The 16,711-nt window shown below is 64.0% G+C and carries 13 protein-coding genes; 4 read left to right on the forward strand and 9 right to left on the reverse strand.

Annotated elements, in window-relative coordinates:
• Positions 1 to 5: 5 nt before the first annotated feature.
• Entirely contained in the window at positions 6 to 4,016 is a 4,011-nt protein-coding gene (locus tag KO539_RS01675) for a response regulator (protein ID WP_219307033.1), read from the forward strand.
• Positions 4,017 to 4,042: 26 nt separating this feature from the next.
• On the opposite strand, the gene KO539_RS01680 is transcribed toward KO539_RS01675, so the two are convergent.
• From KO539_RS01680 to KO539_RS01690, 3 genes are all read right to left on the reverse strand, one after another.
• The gene (locus KO539_RS01680) at positions 4,043 to 5,635 is read right to left on the reverse strand and encodes a hybrid sensor histidine kinase/response regulator (protein ID WP_219307034.1); all 1,593 of its coding nucleotides are present in this window, start codon (positions 5,633 to 5,635) and stop codon (positions 4,043 to 4,045) included.
• A 542-nt stretch (positions 5,636 to 6,177) separates the two neighbouring features.
• Complete coding sequence (locus tag KO539_RS01685) at positions 6,178 to 7,995, reverse strand: DUF4153 domain-containing protein (RefSeq protein WP_219307035.1); 1,818 nt, start codon at positions 7,993 to 7,995, stop codon at positions 6,178 to 6,180.
• 102 nt (positions 7,996 to 8,097) lie between these two features.
• Positions 8,098 to 8,535, reverse strand: a complete 438-nt coding sequence (locus tag KO539_RS01690) for a hypothetical protein (RefSeq protein ID WP_219307036.1) — start codon at positions 8,533 to 8,535, stop codon at positions 8,098 to 8,100.
• 80 nt (positions 8,536 to 8,615) lie between these two features.
• On the opposite strand from KO539_RS01690, the gene KO539_RS01695 reads away from it, so the two are divergent.
• Together KO539_RS01695 and KO539_RS01700 are read left to right on the forward strand one after the other, a co-directional pair.
• The gene (locus KO539_RS01695) at positions 8,616 to 8,999 is read left to right on the forward strand and encodes a MerR family transcriptional regulator (RefSeq protein WP_219307037.1); all 384 of its coding nucleotides are present in this window, start codon (positions 8,616 to 8,618) and stop codon (positions 8,997 to 8,999) included.
• A gap of 37 nt (positions 9,000 to 9,036) precedes the next feature.
• Positions 9,037 to 9,234: a DUF4952 domain-containing protein gene (locus tag KO539_RS01700; protein ID WP_219307038.1), complete on the forward strand. Its 198-nt coding sequence runs from the start codon at positions 9,037 to 9,039 to the stop codon at positions 9,232 to 9,234.
• On the opposite strand, the gene rraA is transcribed toward KO539_RS01700, so the two are convergent.
• A complete protein-coding gene (gene rraA / locus KO539_RS01705) occupies positions 9,231 to 9,725 on the reverse strand; it encodes a ribonuclease E activity regulator RraA (protein WP_099400446.1) in 495 nt (164 codons plus the stop codon). The two genes, KO539_RS01700 and rraA, sit on opposite strands and share 4 nt — an antisense overlap.
• A gap of 32 nt (positions 9,726 to 9,757) precedes the next feature.
• Positions 9,758 to 10,993 (reverse strand): MFS transporter, encoded by a 1,236-nt coding sequence (locus KO539_RS01710; protein WP_219307039.1) that lies wholly within the window; start codon positions 10,991 to 10,993, stop codon positions 9,758 to 9,760.
• Positions 10,994 to 11,093: 100 nt separating this feature from the next.
• On the opposite strand from KO539_RS01710, the gene KO539_RS01715 reads away from it, so the two are divergent.
• On the forward strand, positions 11,094 to 11,894 hold the full coding sequence (locus KO539_RS01715; protein WP_219307040.1) for a helix-turn-helix domain-containing protein: 801 nt from the start codon (positions 11,094 to 11,096) through the stop codon (positions 11,892 to 11,894).
• Here the strand turns inward: KO539_RS01715 and fliD are convergent.
• The 4 genes from fliD to alr form a co-directional block, all read right to left on the reverse strand.
• Positions 11,891 to 13,276 carry a flagellar filament capping protein FliD gene (gene fliD / locus KO539_RS01720; RefSeq protein ID WP_219307041.1) on the reverse strand — a complete coding sequence of 462 codons (1,386 nt, stop codon included), beginning with the start codon at positions 13,274 to 13,276 and terminating at the stop codon, positions 11,891 to 11,893. The two genes, KO539_RS01715 and fliD, sit on opposite strands and share 4 nt — an antisense overlap.
• 229 nt (positions 13,277 to 13,505) lie before the next feature.
• On the reverse strand, positions 13,506 to 13,826 hold the full coding sequence (locus tag KO539_RS01725; RefSeq protein WP_225241901.1) for a PilZ domain-containing protein: 321 nt from the start codon (positions 13,824 to 13,826) through the stop codon (positions 13,506 to 13,508).
• A 131-nt stretch (positions 13,827 to 13,957) separates the two neighbouring features.
• Positions 13,958 to 15,334 (reverse strand): DNA repair protein RadA, encoded by a 1,377-nt coding sequence (gene radA, locus KO539_RS01730; protein WP_035820366.1) that lies wholly within the window; start codon positions 15,332 to 15,334, stop codon positions 13,958 to 13,960.
• A 79-nt stretch (positions 15,335 to 15,413) separates the two neighbouring features.
• Positions 15,414 to 16,505, reverse strand: a complete 1,092-nt coding sequence (alr, locus tag KO539_RS01735) for an alanine racemase (RefSeq protein WP_219307042.1) — start codon at positions 16,503 to 16,505, stop codon at positions 15,414 to 15,416.
• Between the last annotated feature and the right edge of the window lie 206 nt (positions 16,506 to 16,711).

Raw genomic sequence — 16,711 nt, forward strand, 5'->3', positions numbered from 1 at the left:
CCGGCATGCGTTCGCCCTTGGCCTATCTTGAACGGCTGCGCCTGCGCCAGAAGCTTGCGGCCGGCTTTTGCGCGGTGCTGCTGCTGGCCCTGGCGCTGGGACTGCAAAGCCTGCGCACCCAGGACCAGTTGAGTAGCGACATGCAGCGCCTGCTCAGCGAGGGCATGATCGGCATCGTGCAGGTCAAGGAGGCCCGCATCCAGCTCAACCGCTTCGAGCTAATGCTGCACAAGGTGGCCAACGCCCCGGACCCTGTTGCCGTCGACGAGGCGCTCGAACAGCTCGACAAGGCGCGCGAGCAGCTGCACTTTGCCGTCGACGAGGCCCGCGCCACCCTGCTGCGCATCGACAACCTGCAACGCCATAACGTCTTTGAAAGCATGCTGGCGCGCGCCGAGCGCATCGCCGACGAGGCAATCGAGCTGGCACGGCTGCACCGCAACGGCGAAGCCAACGCCCTACTCAACAGCGAGCGCTTCCAGCACGCGATGCGCACCGCCGACCGGCAGATGGCCGAGATCGCCGCCGTGAAGGATTCCAACGCCCGCAGCACCATCTACCACATTCGCCAATTCGCCCTCACCAGCAGCACCCTCACCTACGCCCTGCTGATCGGTGGCCTGGCGGTGGCGCTGCTATGCGCCTGGTGGATCAGCATCTCGATCCGGCGTCCGGTCAACCGCCTGCGCGAGGCGGTCGATGCGCTGGCCGCCGGCCAGCTCGACAGCGTGATTCCGCACACTGACTACCAGAACGAAACGGGCGACCTGGCCCGCGCCATCGCCAAGTTGCAGGTCGAATCGCGCCAGCTCGACATGCAGCGCTGGATCAAGTCGCAGGAAGCCTCGATCCAGGCCGAATTGCAGCAGGCGGCCAGCCTGGACCAGGCCGCGCAGCGCCTGTTGACGCTACTCGCGCCGCTGGTGCAGGCTGGCCAGGGCGCGCTCTACCTGCTTGACGAAGACGCCGCCACACTGCGCCTGGCCGCCAGCTACGCCGCCGATCCGGACCATCCGCCGGCGCCGCAACTGGCGCTGGGTAGCGGCCTGCTGGGCCAGTGCGCGCAGGACCGCCAACCGCTCCGGCTCGACGCCCTGCCGGACGACTACGCGCAGATTCACTCGCAACTGGGGCGGTCGCGCCCACGCCACCTGCAGGTGCTGCCACTGCTACACGGCGAGCGCCTGATGGGCGTGCTGGAGCTGGCCGGCTTCGACGCTCCCAGCGAATCGGGCCGCGTGCTGATGGACGAGCTGCTGCCCAAATTGGCGATGTCGCTGGAGATCAAGGCGCGTAGCCACGCGGTGCAGACCATGGCCGCCGAACTCGAAGCGCAGCAGGTGGTGCTGAAAGCCACCGAGGCCTGGTATCGCGGCATCATCGAGGCGGCGCCGGACGGCATGCTGGTGATCGATGCGCACGGCCTGATCATGATGACCAACCCGCAGCTCGACCAGCTGTTCGGCTACGAGGCCGGCGAGTTGGCCGGCTTGCCGATTGAAGTCCTGGTGCCGCCGGAGGCGCACGGGCGCCACGTCGGCTCGCGCGACGGCTTCATCGCGCACGGCACTGCGCGCCAGATGGGCACGGTCGGCGCCGACCTGCACGGCATGCGCAAGGACGGCAGCCGCTTCTCGGTCGAGATCGGCCTGTCGCGGCTGCCGGCCATCGCCGAGCGCGGCGTGTGCGTGTGCGCCTCGGTGCGCGACATTAGCGACCGCAAGCTGGCCGAGGCCGAAGTGCTGCGCGCCAAGGAGATCGCCGAGGACGCCACCCGCGCCAAGAGTGACTTCCTGGCCAATATGAGCCACGAGATCCGCACGCCGATGAACGCCATCATCGGCATGAGCCACTTGGCGCTACGCACCGATCTCGACAAAAAACAGCGCAACTACATCGAGAAGGTGCACCGCTCGGCCGAGAACCTGCTGGGCATCATCAACGACATCCTCGACTTCTCCAAGATCGAAGCGGGCAAGATGAGCATCGAGCAGGCGCCGTTCCGGCTGGAGGACGTGCTGGAGAATTTCGCCAACATGATCGGCCTGAAGGCCGAGGACAAGGGCCTGGAACTGTTGTTCGCCACTCCGGCCGACCTCCCCACGGCGCTGGTGGGAGATTCGCTACGGCTGGGCCAGGTGCTGGTCAACCTCGGCAACAACGCCGCCAAGTTCACCGAGCGCGGCGAGATCGTGGTCGGGGTCGAGCTGGCGGCCGAGGCCGGGGAACAGGTCGAGCTGCACTTCTGGGTGCGCGACAGCGGCATCGGCATGACGCTCGAACAGTGCGAGCGCCTGTTCCAGTCCTTCAGCCAGGCCGACAGCTCAACCACGCGCAAGTACGGCGGCACCGGGCTGGGCCTGGCCATCTCCAAGAAACTGGTGGAGTTGATGGACGGCCGGGTCTGGGTCGAGAGTGTCCCGGGCCATGGCTCGACCTTCCACTTCAGCGCCCGCTTCGGCCGCCAGGCCGAGGTGCAGCCGCGCCGCATGTTCCATGCCGACGAGCTACTCGGCCTGCGGGTGCTGGTGGTCGACGACAACGCCAGCGCACGCGAAATCCTGTCGACCATGGCGCGCAGTTTCGGCTTGGAGGTGGACCTGGCCGACAGCGGCCACAGCGCGCTGCGCACCATGGTCGAGGCCGAGCGCAAGGGCCTGCCCTACGACCTGGTGTTGCTGGACTGGCGCATGCCAGGCATGGACGGCGTCGAGACGCTGCAACGCATGCAGAGTGGCGCCGTGAACCACATCCCATCGGTCATCATGGTGACGGCCTTCGGCCGTGACGACGCCCAGGAAGCGGCGGCGCGCCAGAAGATCGCGCTGCCAGCGGTGCTGACCAAGCCGGTCACGCCGTCGACCCTGCTCGAAGCCATTGGTGAGGTGCTGGGCAAGGGCGTGGTGGCGGAGACACGACAGGCCGAGCGTCAGGACCGCAGCGTGGCCGACCAGGCCCGCTTGGCCGGCGCCCGCTTGCTGCTGGCCGAGGACAACGACATGAACCAGGAACTAGCGCGCGAGCTGCTTGAAAGCGCCGGCATCGTGCTCACCATCGTCAGCGACGGGCAACAGGCGCTGGACCTCCTGACCCAAGCCGGGACCGCCGCCTTCGACGGCGTGCTGATGGACTGCCAGATGCCGGTGATGGATGGCTACGAAGCCACCCGCCGCCTGCGCGCCCAACCCCGCTACGCTCAGCTGCCGATCATCGCCATGACCGCTAACGCCATGGCCGGCGACCGCGAAATGGCGTTGACTGCCGGCATGAATGACCACATCTCCAAGCCGCTGAACGTCACCGCCATGTTCGCCACCATGAGCAAGTGGATCCGCCCGGCGCAGTCGGCATTAGCAGCGCCCCCAGCGGGGCAGCCAGATTCCGCAGGCAAAGTGGTTGCGGCCCTACCTGCCGAACTCCCCGGTATCGACCAGCGCGCCGGCCTGGCGACCAGCATGGGCCGGCAGGACCTTTACCTGCGCATGCTGGTGCGCTTCCGCGACGGCCACGCTAGACTGCGGGGGGAATTTGAGGCTGCGCGGCAAAGCGATGACCCCACAGCGGCGGCGCGGGTAGCCCACACCTTGCGCGGCACCGCCGGCAACGTCGGTGCCAAAGGCGTGGCGGCGACAGCTACCGCACTGGAACTGGCATGCAAAGCTGGTGTAGCCGAAGCCGAACTGGCTGTGCTGCTGACGGCGGTCGAAAACGAACTGGCGCCGGTGCTGCTCGGCCTGGCGGCACTGGGCAACTATACTGCAGCGGCAGAGAACACCCGGGCCGGGGCCATCGCAGCGGCTCCCGCCCTGCCGCCGGACGCGGCCGCCACACTTGCCCAGCTGCGCAAGCTGCTGGCCGACAGCGACACCGCCGCGCTGGATGTGCTGGAGACATTGGAATCGCAAGCCGCCGGCCACCCGCTGGCGCGACAGCTGCGCAAAGTCAGCCAGGCAATTGAACGCTTCGACTTCGACGCTGCGCTGGAAGCGCTTGATGCCGTGGTGCAGCCAGCCTGACAAGCAAGGCCGCCGCGCGATTTGCCTTAGGCCGGGGGCGGCACCGACGGCAGGCTGACAATCAGGGTGGTGGTCTGGAGCTCGTCATCGACGGCGAAGGCCACCTCGCCGTATTGCGCGCGCGCCAGCAGGCGTGCCGAATACGTGCCCAGGCCGGTGCCGCCGGACTTACCGTCGGTGACGAACTTGTCAAAGAAGCGTTCGCGTATCGGTTCCGGGATCACACCCTTGTTGACTATCTCGATGCGCAACGGGCTTCCGGCGTACAGCGTGGCAATGACACGGGTGCGCTCTGGCGCCGCCTCGCAGGCGTTCTTGATCAGATTATTCAGCAGCGAATAGGTCAGCATGGCATCGCCCAGCGCTAGCGGAGCGTCGATGCCGACATCGAAATCGGTGTCGACCGCCAACACCAGCTGCTTACCCGCGTAAGTGGCGCGTGCCGTCTCCACCACCCGCCGCAGCATGTCGCTGATGGGAAGCAGCGCTGCATGGAGCACGTATTTTTCCGTCTCGATCTTGTACAGCTCGGTCGACAGGTTGACCATGTCTGTCACCTGCAGCATGGCCTGCTCCGCCAGCCGCAAATGCTCAAGTTGTCGTCGGTCCAGGTCGGCGGCGTCGATCAGCGACTGCACGATGCCGATGGCGCCGGCTAGTGGCCCCTTGAGGTCGTGCCGCGTCATGGCCTCAACGTCATCGCGCAGGCGGGCGATGGCCAGCATATTATCGTAGTCGGTCTGCAAGTGACGCCGCAGCTCGACGTAGCGCATGAAGTTGTCGACCCGAAGCTTGAGCTGGACCGGGTCGATTGGTTTGGTAATGAAGTCCACCGCACCCAACTCCATGCCCTGCAGGCGCGCGGCGTCGTCGGTCAGGGCTGTGACGAAGATTATGGGCACGTTTTCCGCGCCGGGATGCTGGCGCATGCGGCGCGCCACTTCAAACCCGTCCATGCCAGGCATCATCACGTCCAACAGCACCAGGTCGGGTGGCGTGTCGCTGCAGCACAGAGCCAACGCTTTCTCGCCGTTGTGCGCTGCCTTGATGCGGTAGCGGCCCTTGAACACATTGGCCAGCACGTACAAGTTGTCGGCAGTGTCATCGACCAGGAGCAAGGTCGGCGGCAACGGTTGCGGCGGTGGCAAATGAACCACAGCCGGTGGCACGACGACGACATCGTCTACGATTACAGCAACGAGCGGCGCATCGATGTTCGTGTCCGGCACTGGTGGTGCAACCTGGTGCGCCATCGCGCGCTTGATGCTGGTGGCCAGCCGGCCCGCCGTGTAGGGTTTGACCAGCAGGTCGCTGACACCGCTGCTGATGGCCGTTTCGATGCGGCTGCGCTCGGCCTCGGCGGTGATCATAATGAACGGCATGTGCATATGGCGCGGACTGGAGCGTATCATCTGCAGTAGGGCGATGCCGGTCAACGCTGGCATATTCCAGTCGGAGATCACCAAATCATAACGCTTGCGCTCAATCATGCGCCAAGCTTCGGCTCCATCGGATGCAAGCTCCACCGCCCCATAGCCGAGCGAGGTCAGTTGGCCAGCAGTGACCTTGCGCATTGTTTCGACGTCGTCGACCACCAGTATTCTCAGCACTTCTGCCATGTCGCCCCCCATGTCGGGCCTGCTACATTGCGTAGCAGACCGCCTCATTTATTATGAGGCATTTTTTTGCTGGGTTGGAGCAAAAACATTTCAACCCATCGTTATTATGTTATAAGGCACAAATAGTGTGACATGAAAAAACGGTGACCATTCTGCTTTGTTCGCGCTAGTAGCCGACGACGTGTTAGCCACGATCTACGGCAGTTCAAGCAGATAGGACTGGCCCACAGCGCAATACGAAGAAAAAATCGCGGTACCATCGAAGGCTATCAATCGGTGGAATACGGCCTCACCGCGTCGGCTAGCGGAATACTTCACCTGAAGCTCAAGAGGAGCAATCACTCAGCATTTCAACTTCAGTCCGCCTGGCAGGGATTAAGATGTGTTCATTGGCTCGCGTGACGGAACGACTCCTACCCAAATAGCCGCCAACTTCGGCTTCTGGCCGATACCGCACAGTCAAAATGATTCAGTGCACGAACTTACTGCCTTCAGCGCCAGCAAGAGGTTTGGTCCGGTGCGCCAAGTCCTCTCACTGTCACTTACGGCCCCGGCGCCGTCTCATCGGGGCAGCTGACCTCATCCTCTGGCGTATATAAGGTCATCGGCACGCGCTGGCCGTCGACTTCCAGTTCGCGCACCTTCGGCGGCACCAGCTGGAATTGGCCCGCTTGCAGCTTTTCGCGCAGGGGCTTGCAGCGCAGGGCGTCCACGGGGATTTGCCCGCGCGCGGTCCAGCTGCCGTCTTCCTTTTCCGCTAGCAATACCGACGAGGCGCGCGGATCAATGCTGATCAGCAGCACGTCCTCTTTGCCATCGCCATCGAAATCGAGCAGGTAGGCATCGCACTGGGGCCCTGCCCGCTTCAGGCAGGCGGGCAGGCGCCAGGCCGGGCTCACTTGCGTCCAGTCCTGGCGCAGGAAACTCTCCGGCAACTTCGCCGTGGCCGGACGCAGGGTCAGGTTGATCGACACGTCGCTCAGCGCCCCCGTCTCGTCAAGGCGGTTCTGGCGCTTGAGCATGGCTTCGGCACGGGCCCGCACGATGGCCGCGTCTGGCCCCGTCGTGCGTTTCGTCAACTCCTGCAAGGCTGCCTGGCCATAGCGGGCGCCCTGGAAGCGCAGGTATTCGAAATCGAACTTGTCCACGCCGATCTTGCCGCTGTCCAGGCGCGCCATCTGGCTGGCCACGGAAATGCGCGCCGGGTCCGCCAGCGGAGAAAACAGGGCGAACAGCACCAGCAGGGTAACAAAGGCGGTGGCCACGTTGACGTTGGCGATCAGGTGCAGCCAGTCGCCATACTTGCTGGCCGCCCAGGCATAGCCGGCGGCGTAGCAGGTGGCGACCAGCAGGCAGGCGGCAGCGATCAGGCGGTCGGAGGTCCAGCCATGCGACATCACACGCAGGGTCAGCGCATAGATGGCGATGCCCACCACCCACGGCAGCAGCAGGCAAGCCAGGCGCGTTCCCAGGCGGATGCCGCGCGCCACGCCATGGCCCACTTCGCCATTCTGGAAGGCGGCATTGATCAGCACCACCAGCACGCCGGCCATGCCCAGCAGCACGGACGCCGCATGGCGCGTGGCCCACAGGCGCTCGAAGCCGATGAAGGGCAAGGTCAGCAGGAAACCGGAGACGAGCACGGCGGCGATCGGCATCAGCCACGACAGCAGCACCAGCAGCAAGGTGCGGATGCCGCGCACGATGGACGGACGCACGTCCGTGATGTGGATGGCAAACGAAAACGCGAAGCAGATGACGGGAATCACGAACCAGGCCTGGCCCAGCAGTTTTTTCAGGAAACTCAGTTTGATGAGCAAGAACAATTGTCCGCCCAGCCACAGCACCAGCCACAGGCCCAGCACGAACAGCAGGGAAAACAGCAGCTGGATACCGAGCTTCCAGGCGATTTCAAAGTAGGTCGGGTAGCGGGCGATGCGCTGGCCATCCTGGGCGCTGGCCAGCACCAGCGCGTGGGCGATATAAAAGCCGACCACGCAAAAACCGAACAGCTGGGCGGAAATGACGCGCAGGGGCGCGCCCGGCTTGTAGTTGCCCCAGATCACGTGCTCGGCGCCGCGCGCCACGTCATGCCAGGCCAGCACGGCCATCACGACGGCGGCGCCCGCCATCCACAGGCCGATGCGCTTGACCGACATATGGCCCAGGCTGGACACCAACAGGATCGGTAGCAGCAAGCTGATCAGCATCAACGGACCGAGCAGGTAGGCTTCCGTGGCGGGCCACACCTTGTCCTGGGCCGTGCTGTACAGCCAGTACAGCAGCAAGCCCTGCAGCAGGCCCGTCACCAGGCGCGTCACCGCGATGCGCGGCGCCACCACCGGATCGAGCAACGCCATGTTTTTTCCTGCGACATCCTGCTGCATAATCATCCTCTTAATAGTCGTTCATTGCAGTCATTGCTGTACTGCGAGCACGGCCATTATTGCATTTCGTTATCGTCATCTCAACAGCGATTCGCGCGCATGCCCTCCCCGCGCGTCTTCGCTGCGGCGCAATGGCAGGCTTTGCGCGAGGCCCCAGGCCAGTTCCGGCACGAGGAACAGCCACAGCACGGGTTGGCCCGTCACCAGCAGCGCCCACGCCATCCAGGTGGAAAACAGATAGCGGGCCGCCGCGTCGTAGCGGCCGAAGCGCGGCTGCGGGTCCAGCATGCGCAGCACCGACCAGACCATCACCACGCTGCCAAACAAGCTGCTGATGAGCAGATGAAACGGTCCGAAGACGGGCAGCGGCAGGCCGCCCAGGCTCACGTTGAGCGCGTTCAAGTGTTCGCGCAGCAGCAAAAACGTCCATGGCGTGGTAAACGGGGCAATCATGAGCACATCATAAATGGCGCTGGCGCGCACCACGCGGCGGAAGGCGGAAATGGACAACATGGGAACTCCTGGTTATGGAAAGCACCCATGATCGAGCTTGGAGTACACTCCATGGTCAAGCATTTTATGAAAGAAATTCCATGCAGATCGGCGAGATGGCGCAGGCGACGGGCTTGAGCCGCGATACCCTGCGCTTTTACGAAAAGCGGGGCTTGCTGCGCGCGCGCCGTGGCGCGAATGGCTACCGCGACTACCCGTCCGAGGCGGCCGACTGGCTGCGCTACCTGCGCACGGCGCAGCAACTGGGTTTTACGCTGGCCGAAATCGAGGCCGACATGCCGCTGCTGGCGGCCGCCGGCGATCCCGCCACGGCGGACCTGCTGCGCGCGGCGCTGGCGCGCAAGCTGGGCGAAATCGATGCGCGCATCGCGGGATTGACGCAATTGCGCGGCGAACTGGTGCTGCGTATGGGGCCGCAGGCGGCCGAGTGTCCATTGCGGGGCGATGCCGATGCAGTGCGCTAAATTACTGCCGTAGCTCTTCCTGCTGGACGCGGGCGGCGTGCAGGGCGCCGAACTGGCATGCGGCGACTTCCTGTCCCGGCTGGGCAAGAAACCCGCGTATCTCGTCTACCAGGGTTGCCAGCAAAACACGGAGCGCCAGGACCAGCCGTTCGAAGCGCGCTACGAAGTCGATGGCAAGCATGCGCAGCAGATGGAAGCGTATCTGCGGCGCTGCCCTGGTGGGGCAGGCTCTTAGTCGAGTTCCTGCCGCGCCACCAGGATGCCGTCCGCATCGGCGTAGATCCAGTCGCCCGGATGCACGGCCACGCCGCTGATCTGCACGCGCACGTCGCGCTGGCCGGCGCCCGTCTTGTTGCTCTTGCGCGGATGCGTGGCCAGGGCGCGCACGCCGATCTGGCAGACATTGAGTTCCTCGCTGTCGCGGATGCAGCCATCGACGACGATGCCGGCCCAGCCGTTGCTTTCGGCCAGCACGCCCAGCTGGCCGCCCACCAGCGCGCGGCGCAGGCTGCCGCCGCCATCGATCACCAGCACATGACCCTGGCCCGGCGTTTCCAGGGTGCTGCGCACGAGCGCGTTGTCTTCGAACACGTGCAAGGTGGTAGCGGGGCCGCTGAAACGCACGCGCTGGCCAAAGGCGCGGTACACGGGCGGCAGCACAGCCAGGGTGCCGTCGTCCAGCATGGCCGCATAGTCGTCGCACAGGTCGGTGGTGGCAAAGGTCATGGGGACTCCTTGAGTGGCAGATGGCAACGATTCTATGCCTTTTGCAACGCCGCGGCACGTGTTTTGCCGCCCACGCCCACAGCCGTAGCAATCGCCAGCGCCTGGAACACGCCGATGAAGACGAACAGCATGGCCGGATGGTCGCCATCCATCAGCGCGCCAAAGAACAGGGGCCCGACGGCCAGGCCGCTGTCGAGGCCCGAATACACGACGCCATACACGCGCCCGGTGGCATTTTTCGGCGCCGCCGCGCGTATCATCAGGTCGCGCGACGGCCCCGCCACGCCGGACGTCAAGCCGATGGCGCCCATCAGCACCACCGCGCCCCAGGCTGGCACGACGGCCATGGCCAGCAGCACGGCCAGCAGCGCGGCGGCGGAAAAGGCGATCGCCACGTTGCGGTCCGGCTGCTTGCTGCGCGCACCCACCACGCCGCCGGCCAGCATGCCCACGGCCGAGGCCAGCATATAGGCCGTGTAGGCGCTGGTAGCCAGCGCCAGGCTCATGCCATACAGCTTGACAAGGGCCACGCTGGCAAAGCTCTGGATGCCGCCCAGGGCGATGGCGGTAATGAAGAAAAAGGCAAAGCACATCCACACGGCCGGCAGGCGCAGGAAATCCAAGGTGCCTTCGCCGCCAGCCGCCTGGCCTGGCGCGGCCTTTTTCACCGGTTCGGGACGGATGGCGTGGCGGTTCAGGAACAGGATCAACAGCACGCCGAACGGCAGCACGGCCGCGCATTGCAGCGCCACCCGCCAGTCATAATGGGTGGCAACATACGTCATGAACAGGGGCGACAAAGCCCAGCCGATATTGCCGCTGATGCCATGCACGGAAAAGCCGTAAGCCACGCGCGCCGCCGACACGCGCTGGTTGAGGATGGTGTAATCGGCCGGATGGAACACGCTGTTGCCCATGCCTGCCAGCATGGCACCGAGCATCAGCGCCGCATAGCTGTGTGCGGAGGACAGGGCCAGCGCCGACACGCCCAGCAAGAAGATGCCGGAAAACAACACGGCACGGGCGCCGAAGCGGTCGACGACAAAGCCGGCCAGCGCCTGTCCCACGCCCGAGATGATGAAGAACACCGTCATCAGCAGGCCCAGCTCGGCATACGACAGGTCGAAGGCGGGTTTCAGCCAGACGAACAGGGCCGCGAGGATCAAATGGTAGAAGTGCGACACGCCATGCGCCAGCCCCACCAGGCCGATGACGCGCGCATCGCTGCGCAAGGTGGGAATTTCGGATGCCGAGTGAGTTGTGATCATGTCATACCCTGTCTTATACTGGTGAAGCTCAAGTGTATGCAAAATACCATCGTCTGTTTTCCGACAGAACGACATAATTTATCGAATTAAGGCCAAGCTGATGGGTGTACCTATCCTCCACCATACCCGCATGTGTCCGCCACGGGAAGCGCCCAGCGCGACCATCCCCGTGACGATGGTCGCGCGCGACTTGCAAACCGATGAATTTCTCTTGCCGCACAGCCACCCCTGGGGCCAGGTGACCATGGCGCTCGAAGGCGTGCTGCGCATCACCGCCAACAACAGCAGCTGGGTGCTGCCGCCCATGCGCGCCATCTGGATCGCGCCCAACGTGGAGCATGCCGTCACGATACTGGAAAAAACCCGTTTGCGCCCCCTGTGCATCCATGCCGCGCGCGCGCCATTCGCGGGCCGCGACTGCAAGGTGCTGGAAGTATCGAACCTGCTGCGCCAGCTGATCATGGCGCTGGAGCAATTGGACCCGGGCCAGGAACCGGCGCGCGAGGCGCTGCTGGCCGAGCTGATCCTCGATGAATTGAAACGCTCGGCCACGCATCCCATCCGCGTGCCCTTGCCCAGCGACAAGCGCCTGAAAACCCTGTGCGACAGCCTGCTCGAGAAACCGGGTTCGCACCAGACCCTGGAACACTGGGCGCAGCAGGTCGGCGCCTCGGAGCGTACCCTGGCGCGGTTGTTTGAACGGGAATTGGGCATGAGTTTCGGCCAGTGGCGCCAGCAAGTGCGCCTGGCACACGCGGCGCCCCTGATCGCGCGCGGCGTGCCGCTGTCGCAGGTGGCCGAAGAACTGGGCTACGCCAGCCAGTCAGCCTTTTCCGCCATGTTCAAGAAGACTTTCGGCAGCTCGCCGTCAGCCTTCTTTGCCCAAGGCGGGCGCCCTTAGGCCATGAAGTCGAATAAAGAGTTCTTGCCCGTATAACCCGGCAAGGCCGAGTTCGTTCCCATCTGTTCCTGCGCCGAATACGCTTTCACCAGCGCCTGCGCCTGGGCCGTCAGCGCCTTGGCCAGCACGGCTTTCTTGTTGGTCAGGGTGGTGATGTCCTTGCCGACCGTCTGCACTTCCTTGCGGATGATGCTCGTTTCGCCCGTCAGCTCGCCGATCTTGCTGACGAACTGATCCGCCACACCCTTGCCGTTATTGGTAAACATCTTGCTGACGGCGTCCGGATCGGCCGCGATGGCCGCCTTGAGTTTTTTATCGTCGAGCACCAGCTCGCCACTCTTGCCCAGGGTCACGCCGGCGCTGCCCAGCACCGACGATGGCACACCCGTGCTGGCCGTGCGCAGCACTTGCTCCATCTGCGAACGCACCTGGCCCAGAGCCGTATCGGACTTCAAGTCGCCCTGCTGCAGGCTCTGCAGCTTGCTGTTGAGTTCATTGTAGGCCGTGACGAAGCTGGCCACGTTGGTCGCGATCTGACTGCTGTCCTTGGCGATGACGAGGTCCGTCACACCCTTTTTCTTCAATTCGATGGTGGCGCCGTCGACAGCCGTCGTCAGGGTATTCGTGGCGCTCTTGATTTCCTTGCCGTCGACGGTCAGCAGCGCATCCTGCGCGGCGGCGGTCTGCTGCATGCCCTTGCCGGCGCCGGGCGCATAGCTGAGCAGATTGCTGACGGCCGCGTCGCCGGACACGCTGATGCGCATGCTGCTGTCGGTGCCGCTCTTGCCGTTCAAGGCCAGCGAGTAGCCATCGGGACCCTTAACCACGCTGGCGTCGATGCCCTGCTGCTTGAGCGCGGCGGCGATGCCGTCGAGGCTATTGTTGCTGCTGTCAATCGTCAGCGAAATGATCTTGCCGCTGCCGGGCGTAAATTGCTTGCCGTCGGCCGAACCCACTTCGATCTTGACCAGCGCGGGCGCACCGGTGCCGATCGGCGCGCTCGAGGATTTCTGCGCGCCGCTGAGCAGGGTCTGTCCCTGCGCCAGTTGCTTGACGTTCAGTTCATGGCTGCCACTGGCGGCCTTGTCGGTGGTGGTGGCGCTCAGCACATCCTTGGCGCTGGACGTGGCCGATGTGGCCAGGCCGCTGCCAGCCATGTTCTTGGCCACGGTCTGGAATTTCGCCAGCGCCGATTGCAACTGGCCCAGGCCCGAGAACTTGGCCTGGTCGCGTGCCAGACTGGCGTTGAGCTTGACGACGCCCGTGTTCTGCGACTGCATCTGGCGCTCCACCTTCGCATACACATCGGCCGAGATATTGCCCTGCGTCGTCTGCTGCGTGTTGTTGGTGTAAGCCCTGCTGTTGATGGTCGAATTAAACATGGTAGGCGTTCCCGTCGGGTGTAAGGTCAAGGCGCACGGTTCAGGTCGTGACCGTGCTGCGCTGGAGACGGACGGCAGGCGCGCATGGCGCGGCGGCGTCCCTCTTCTGGTTGATAATTATGCAGTATTACCGGAATATCAAAACAGCGAACAGAACAAGTTTTTCCTGACTGCAAACCCATATGCACCATTTTAGCGCATTTCACCTGCAGCACGCTCCCGGCTTTCCTCAGCGCATGAATTTCGAAATGGCGCTGCTGACGGCCATGTCCAGGTGCAGGAAAGTGAGTCCCACCTTGAAACCTGCGCTGCTGAAAATACAGTGCGAGACGGACACGCGCGCCTCGATGATGTGCGCCGCGCCATCGTAAAACAGCTCGAACAGCACCTTGCCCTGCTTGCCTGTAGGCACCGGCTCCGCGATGACGGCCGCCATCCCGCCCGGCCCCACATCAAGCGTGCGCGCCGCCACGGGACCCGCGCCATCCATTACCAACATTGCCTTGGCACGCAATATCTTGCGTGCGCCCTGCCTTTGCTCAACTGACACTATATTCCGCTTCTCTAACTATGCATTGTCGATGCGGATTCACGGGGTGAATCCATCGGACAAATATTATAGTTCCAAACGGAAATTTTGTTTGACTTGTCTCAAGCTTGGCATTTAAACCATACCAACTTTTACTCCAGATCGCGCAATTTATTGAACGCCTCGTCGATGCGCTCGACGCCGATGACCTTGAGGCCTTCAATGACTTGCTTGGGCAAGTTCGACTTGGGCACCACGGCCAGGGTAAAGCCCAGCTTGGCCGCTTCGCGCAAGCGCTCCTGCCCCCGTGGCGCGGGGCGGATTTCGCCGGCCAGACCCACCTCGCCAAACACGACCAATCCCCGTGGCAGCGGTTTGTTGCGCATCGACGAGTTAATCGCCAGTAACACGGCCAGGTCGGCCGCCGGCTCCGTGATTTTCACGCCGCCGACGGCATTGATGAACACGTCCTGATCAAAGGCGGCGATGCCCGCGTGGCGGTGCGCCACGGCCAGCAGCATGGCCAGGCGGTTCTGCTCCAGGCCGACGGACAGGCGGCGCGCATTGGGCAAGTGGCTCGTGTCGACGAGGGCCTGGATTTCCACCAGCAGCGGACGCGTGCCTTCCTGCGTCACCATCACGCAGGAACCGGGCACCTGGTTATCGTGCTGCGACAGGAACAGCGCGGACGGGTTCGACACTCCCTTCAAGCCCTTTTCCGTCATGGCGAACACACCCAGTTCGTTGACGGCGCCGAAACGGTTCTTGATGGCGCGCACGAGACGGAAGCTGGAATGGGCGTCGCCCTCGAAATACAGCACCGTGTCGACGATGTGCTCGAGCACGCGGGGGCCGGCCAGCGCGCCCTCTTTCGTCACGTGGCCGACTAAGATGATGGTCACGCCCGTCTGCTTGGCCGCCCGCGTGAGCTGGGCAGCGCATTCGCGCACTTGCGCCACGGAACCGGGCGCCGAGCTGAGGGCGTCCGAATACACGGTCTGGATCGAATCGATGACCACCACTTCCGGTTTCAGGTCGTTCAAGGTGGAGAGTATCTTTTCCAGCTGGATCTCGGCCTGCAATTTGAGTTCCTTGGCATCGATGACGAGGCGCTTGGCGCGCAGGGCGATTTGCGCGCCCGATTCCTCGCCGCTGACATACAACACGCGCTTGTGGTGCGACATGTTGGCCAGCGCCTGCAGCAGCAGGGTCGACTTGCCGATGCCGGGGTCGCCACCGATCAGCACGACGCCGCCAGCCACCATGCCGCCGCCCAGCACGCGGTCGAATTCCTCGATGCCCGTGCCGAAACGGGGCACGTCGATGGCGTCGATATCGTCAAGCGACAGCACGGGCGCCGTCTGCGCCAGCGACATGTGCTGCGGATTCGAATAGCGGTTGTTGCCGCCCGTTTCGGGCAGGCTTTCCACCATGGTATTCCACTGGTTGCACGAGGTGCATTGCCCCATCCATTTATTGCTGACGGCGCCGCAGTCGCTGCAGGTGTAGACGGTCTTGACTTTTGCCATGGTGTACTTTGCCCGGGTAAGGAATAATGCTGTTTATATATACAGTAGAATCACAGTATATACAAACAAGGCGGCGAGGTCACGCCTCGATCACCGGAACGCGGGGCGCCAGTGCGCACATCAGCTCGTAGCCGATGGTGCCGGCGGCCAGGGCCACCTCGTCGATCGGCAAGCCCTGGCCCCACAGGGTGACGGCACTGCCGACTTTTGCGCCCGGCACGTTGGTCAGATCGACCATCAACATGTCCATCGAGACCCTGCCGATGAGTCCCGTGCGCACGCCGTCGACCAGCACCGGCGTGCCTTCGGGCGCGTGGCGCGGGTAGCCGTCCGCATAGCCGCACGCCACCACGCCCACCTTGATATTGCCGGCCGCTTCGTAACGGCTGCCATAGCCGACCACGTCGCCAGCGGCGATATCCTGGATGCCGATGATGCTGCTGCGCAAGGTCATGGTGGGCAGCAAGCCGAACGCCTGCGCCGAGGTGCCGCCGGGAGCGCCACTGGGCGTGCCGCCATACAGCATGATGCCGGGACGCACCCAGTCGCTGTCCAGATGGTGCATCAGCAGGCCGGCCGAATTGCACAGGCTGCGCGGCAAGGCTGTGCCAATGCTGGCCGCGCCCGCCTCGAAACGCAGCATCTGCTGGGCCAGAGGCAAGCGCGTGGGCGCCGCCTCGTCCGCATTGGCGAAATGCGTCATCAGGGTGATCGTGCCGACGTGCGGGATGGCGCGCAGGCGCGCATACGCACCCGCCACGGCATCCGGCGTGAAACCCAGGCGGTTCATGCCCGTGTTCATTTTCAGGTGCACATCGATGGCGTGCGGCAGGCGCGCCGCTGCCAGCATGGCGATCTGTTCTTCGCAATGCACGCTGCCATTCAGTTTGTGCTGCGCCATGACCTGCAAATCGCTGGCGTCGAAAAAACCTTCCAGCAGCAAGATGGGCTTGGTCCAGCCCAGCTCGCGCAAGCGCACGGCGTAGTCGACCTCGACCAGCGCCAGGCCATCGGCTTCGGCAAAGCCTCGCATGGCCCGTTCCAGGCCGTGGCCATAGGCGTTTGCCTTGACGACGGCCCACACCCTGGCGCCGCGGGCGCCGGCACGGGCGCGCGCCAGATTGTGTTGCATGGCATCGAGATGGATGGTGGCGATGAGGGGCCTGGGCATATGCGTCGTGTACGGCGAGTGAGAAAGCCGTATTTTACCGGATGCACCGCATGCGGACATGGCAGGCGCCGACGGTCGTGTGCAGAGGACATCATTTATAAAATGCTTACATGTATGTGTATTTTTCTACGGCAGAATAATTAAGCTTCACTTAGACAAGACTATGCAAAGCAGCCCCTTCCAAACTTGGGGTTTGCCGTTTTTTC

Source organism: Janthinobacterium sp. NKUCC06_STL (genome assembly GCF_019345455.1).
In the GTDB taxonomy this organism is placed as follows: Bacteria; Pseudomonadota; Gammaproteobacteria; order Burkholderiales; family Burkholderiaceae_D; genus Janthinobacterium; species Janthinobacterium rivuli.

Bases quoted from the DNA above. Each gene is read 5' to 3' on its own strand.
- KO539_RS01695 (WP_219307037.1), top strand. From the start codon at position 8,616: ATGCAGATCGGCGAGATGGCGCAGGCGACGGGCTTGAGCCGCGATACC.
- KO539_RS01685 (WP_219307035.1), bottom strand. From the start codon at position 7,995: ATGGCGTTGCTCGATCCGGTGGTGGCGCCGCGCATCGCGGTGACGCGC.
- KO539_RS01680 (WP_219307034.1), bottom strand. From the start codon at position 5,635: ATGGCAGAAGTGCTGAGAATACTGGTGGTCGACGACGTCGAAACAATG.
- KO539_RS01690 (WP_219307036.1), bottom strand. From the start codon at position 8,535: ATGTTGTCCATTTCCGCCTTCCGCCGCGTGGTGCGCGCCAGCGCCATT.
- rraA (WP_099400446.1), bottom strand. From the start codon at position 9,725: ATGACCTTTGCCACCACCGACCTGTGCGACGACTATGCGGCCATGCTG.
- alr (WP_219307042.1), bottom strand. From the start codon at position 16,505: ATGCCCAGGCCCCTCATCGCCACCATCCATCTCGATGCCATGCAACAC.
- KO539_RS01715 (WP_219307040.1), top strand. From the start codon at position 11,094: ATGGGTGTACCTATCCTCCACCATACCCGCATGTGTCCGCCACGGGAA.
- KO539_RS01710 (WP_219307039.1), bottom strand. From the start codon at position 10,993: ATGATCACAACTCACTCGGCATCCGAAATTCCCACCTTGCGCAGCGAT.
- KO539_RS01675 (WP_219307033.1), top strand. From the start codon at position 6: ATGCGTTCGCCCTTGGCCTATCTTGAACGGCTGCGCCTGCGCCAGAAG.
- fliD (WP_219307041.1), bottom strand. From the start codon at position 13,276: ATGTTTAATTCGACCATCAACAGCAGGGCTTACACCAACAACACGCAG.
- radA (WP_035820366.1), bottom strand. From the start codon at position 15,334: ATGGCAAAAGTCAAGACCGTCTACACCTGCAGCGACTGCGGCGCCGTC.